We start from the raw sequence: 3,985 nt of genomic DNA on the forward strand, positions 1-3,985 counted from the left end.
TGCCTGTGCCCGCCGCTTCCACGACCCGGCCCAAGGCCCGTCCCACCCAGTCCACCAGCAAGCGTCCCGTCCCGCTCGACCGTCCCTACGTCCCCGTCCAGAAGCGTCCGCTGCCCGCGGGCCGGCCGCGCGAGTGGTACGTCGACCACAACCGCCGCCTGAAGGCGATGCGGCTGGCGATCACCCTGCTCGACCTGGGCTTCCACACCGCGCGGCAGGCTCCCGACGAGGTCGTGCACATGGCGGCCCAGCTGATCGGCGTCCACCCGCCGTCCACGGCGACCTGCCGGATGGTCAGGGCGCTGCTCCAGGCGTACTGACGCCGCGCACCGCACGCGCACCACCGCGCCCCGGCCGGTCCTCCGGCCGGGGCGTCACGCGTCCCGGCGCTGGGCGAGGGCGGCGCCGGTGACCCAGGAGAGGAGAGGCAGCCGGGCGCGCGGCATCAGGTCACGGCAGCGTTCGAGGAGGGCGGCCGTCTCCGGATCGCCCGTCGGGCGGTCGCCGGGCTCCCAGGTCCGCAGGCACAGCAGCGCCCTGGAGCGCATCCGTTCGTCCGGGTCGTCCAGCAGGTCCGCCGCCGCCCGGAGCGCGGGAAGGCCGCCCTGCGCGGCGAGCAGCGTGAAGGCGCCCCGGCGCCGGTGCGCGGGGTTGCCGGGGGCCGCCGTCCGGGCCAGCGCCGCCGTGTCCAGGCGGTCCGCCTCCGGCAGCAGGGCCTTCGCGGTCTCCCGGACCACGGCGGGCGCGGGGTCGTCCAGCAGCGGCGTCAGTTCGGCGCGGTCCACGGCGTCGGACATCCGCAGCGCGGCCACCGCCCTGGCCCGGACGGCGGCCACGGGGTGGGCCAGCAGCGGACGCAGCAGCGCGGTGTCCTCCCGGGTGCCGCACTCGGCGAGGCCCAACACGGCGCCGGGCGGGACCGCCGGGTCGGCGGGGTCCGCGCACAGCGCCCGGTAGCGGGGCAGCGGGTCGACGCCGTGCTCCCGCAGCACCCACCGGGCGCAGGCCCGCACCATCGCGGAGCGGTCGGACAGGTACGCCTCGGCCAGTTCGGGGCGACCGGCCCGGCGCAGCGCCGTGACGCCGGTGGAACGGGCGCGGGAGTTGCGTGCGGTGAGCAGGGGCTCCAGCACCGCGTCGCGGGCCGCGCCCTCCTCGGGCAGCGCGGCCAGGGCCGCCTCCGCGCACAGGTCCTGGACGACCACGTCCGGGTCGGTGGCGGCCATCCGGGCGAGTTCGACGGGGGTGAACAGCCCTCTGTGCAGCGCGAGTTCGATGCCGAAGCGGCGCGGACGGCGGTCCGGGTGGTCCAGCAGGGGGCGAAGCTCCGCGGCGGAGGCCTGCCGCAGGACGTCACGCACCAGACCCACCGCGACGTCGCCCCGGTCCCGGCGGCCCACACGCAGCACCAGCGCGGTGAGCGCCACGGCGCGCTCGACGGTCAGCATCCGCGCCAGCACGGCGCGGGCCCGCAACCGCACCGGTCCCGCCCAGTCGGCGCAGCGGACGACCACCAGCGGCAGCGCCTGCGGGTGGGCCTCAACCTGCCGCAGGGCCTGCTCGCGGATCCGGCCGTCCCCGTGGCAGAGGGCGAGCACGAGGGAGGACGGCGTGTACACCTCCTCGCGTCGCAGCCACAGGCTCCGCAGGAACCGCCACCGCTCCGCGTGGCGGTTCCACGAGGAGTCGCGGAAGGCCTCGCGGAACCCGGCGTCCAGCGCGAGCCACGCCTCGGGGTCGGCGTCCGGGCCGCCCACCACCCGCTCGACGCTCTCGCCCGCGGCCAGCCGCAGCGCGCCGCCGTACTCGTCCCCGGTCACGGCGTACCCGCCCCCCGTCACGCCGTCACCGCACCGGGCGCAGGTCGCCGCGGGTGAGGGCGGCGGTGGAGGCGTAGCCGTCGATGGCGAGGGTGAGGTCCAGTTCGGCGAGCAGGCAGCGCAGGACGTGCTCGACGCCGGCCTGGCCGCCCACGGCGAGGCCGTGGCTGTAGGGCCGGCCGACGGCCACGGCGCGGGCGCCGAGGGCGAGGGCCTTCACCACGTCGGGGGCGCTGCGGACGCCGGAGTCGAAGATCACCGGCACCTCGCCGGCGGCGTCGACCACCTCGGGCAGGCAGTCCAGGGCGGGCAGACCGCCGTTGGCCTGGCGGCCGCCGTGGTTGGAGCAGTAGAGGCCGTCGACGCCGCTGTCCACGGCCCGGCGGGCGTCCTCGGGGGAGCAGATGCCCTTGAGCAGCACGGGCAGGGAGGTCAGGGAGCGCAGCCACGCCAGGTCGTCCCAGGTCATGCGCTGGTTGCCGAAGATCATCGCCCAGTGGCCGGTGGCGGCCTGGGGGTCCTCCTCCGGCGGGACGGCCAGCCGGGAGCGGAACACCGGGTCGCTGAAGTAGTTGGCCAGGCACTGCCCCTTGAGCTGGGGGAAGCTCGCGAGGGACAGGTCACGGGGACGCCAGCCGAGGGTGAGGGTGTCCAGCGTGACGACGATCGCCGAATAACCGGCCGCCTCCGCGCGGGCCACCAGGGACTCGGTCAGCTCCCGGTCGTTGGGCGGGTACAGCTGGAACCAGCCCGGGGTGTCGCCCAGTTCGCGCGCCACGTCCTCCATCGGGTCCTGGGAGAGCGTGGAGGCGATCATCGGGACGCCTGTCGCGGCGGCCGCGCGGGCGGTGACCAGGTCGCCCCGGCCCTCGGCCAGGTCGCACAGGCCGATCACGCCGACCGGGGCCAGCATCAGCGGCGTCGGCAGCCGGCGGCCGAACAGCTCGGTGGACAGGTCGCGTTCGGCGGCCCCGGCGAGCATCCGCGGCATCAGGCCCCACCGTTCGAAGGCCGTCACGTTGGCGCTCTGGGTGCGCTCGTCACCCGCCCCGCCGGCCACGTACGACCACAGCTCGGGCGGCATCACCTGCTCCGCGCGGCGCTCCAGTTCGGCATACGACATGGGGAGTTCGGGCACCTTGCCGACCAGCCCGTCGAAGTAGATGCCGAGTTGCCAGTCACCGTGGTTGGGCACCGGGGTCTCCTTGGGCGACGAGGGAGCGGACGAGCGGGGGTGCGGACGAGCGGGGGTGCGGCGCGGACCGGAGCCTCAGCCGCGGCGGACGTTGGCGAGGGCGGTGGTCGTCGAGTAACCGATCGGGCCGGCCGTGTCGTACACGGTGCAGTGGCCGACCGCGACGCCGTCCTCGCTGCTGTGCGCCGTGGCCTGGAACCCTATGGCGTCGCTGAGCGGGAGACGAGAGAGCGAGAGCGTGTAGTCCGCGTTGATGAACTCCAGCTCCTCGTCGGAGCGGTGGGACATCGGGCTGGAGGTGTCGGCGGCCAGGGCGACCCGGACGAACGGGGAGAGCGCCTCGCCCGCGACCAGGTCGGCCTCGTCGCGCAGCCAGGCCCGGCGCACCGCGGCGTCCCGCCAGCTGCTCACGGGGCGGTTGTCGCCGTCGAACTGCCAGAAGTTCCACGGCATGTCGTGCCGTGCGGGCGCGATCTCCTCGGGCGGCGGGGCGTCCCAGTCCGGGGTGGCCGGCACCGGGCCCGGGGGCTGCTCGCCGCGCCGCAGCAGCACCGCGCTCGCCCGGGCGGCGACGCCGTTCGCGCCGTGCAGCACGGCGTCGGCCACGCGGATGCGGCGGCCGTCGCGGATCCGCTCGGTGGTCACCCGGACCGGGGCGAACGGGCAGGCGCGGAACAGGTCGACGGTGAGGCGGGCGAAGTGCAGGCCCTCGTCGTGGTGCTCGCGCTCCAGGGAGCGGGCGAGCAGACCGCCGAGGAGACGGCCGTGCAGGGCGCCCGGCGTCCACCAGCTCGTGGCGTGCTCCCCGGGGACCAGGGAGTCCCCGTCCGCGGTGAAGAACGCCGGGGTGTCGTTCGTCCGGTCCATGCGGTGCCCCCGCCCCCTCTTGTGTTCATAGGCCAACCATTTGGGTGGGGGCAGCGTAAGGCACGGGGGAACGAGGGCGGGGACCGCCGTCACGCCACCTCCC

The 3,985-nt window shown here is 75.9% G+C and carries 4 protein-coding genes; 1 reads left to right on the forward strand and 3 read right to left on the reverse strand.

Annotated elements, in window-relative coordinates:
* Nucleotides 1–5 precede the first annotated feature (5 nt).
* Nucleotides 6–320, forward strand: coding sequence for a hypothetical protein (locus ACOV8S_RS10815; RefSeq protein ID WP_448317906.1), 315 nt, complete (start codon nt 6–8; stop codon nt 318–320).
* Between the two features lie 54 nt (nt 321–374).
* Here the strand turns inward: ACOV8S_RS10815 and ACOV8S_RS10820 are convergent, their stop codons facing one another.
* The 3 genes from ACOV8S_RS10820 to ACOV8S_RS10830 form a co-directional block, all read right to left on the reverse strand.
* Entirely contained in the window at nt 375–1,841 is a 1,467-nt protein-coding gene (locus tag ACOV8S_RS10820) for a hypothetical protein (protein ID WP_448317579.1), read from the reverse strand.
* A 4-nt stretch (nt 1,842–1,845) separates the two neighbouring features.
* Nucleotides 1,846–3,015, reverse strand: a complete 1,170-nt coding sequence (locus tag ACOV8S_RS10825) for a lactate 2-monooxygenase (RefSeq protein WP_448317580.1) — start codon at nt 3,013–3,015, stop codon at nt 1,846–1,848.
* Between the two features lie 75 nt (nt 3,016–3,090).
* Nucleotides 3,091–3,882 (reverse strand): thioesterase family protein, encoded by a 792-nt coding sequence (locus tag ACOV8S_RS10830; RefSeq protein ID WP_448317581.1) that lies wholly within the window; start codon nt 3,880–3,882, stop codon nt 3,091–3,093.
* Between the last annotated feature and the right edge of the window lie 103 nt (nt 3,883–3,985).

This window comes from Streptomyces sp. CO7 (assembly GCF_053474865.1).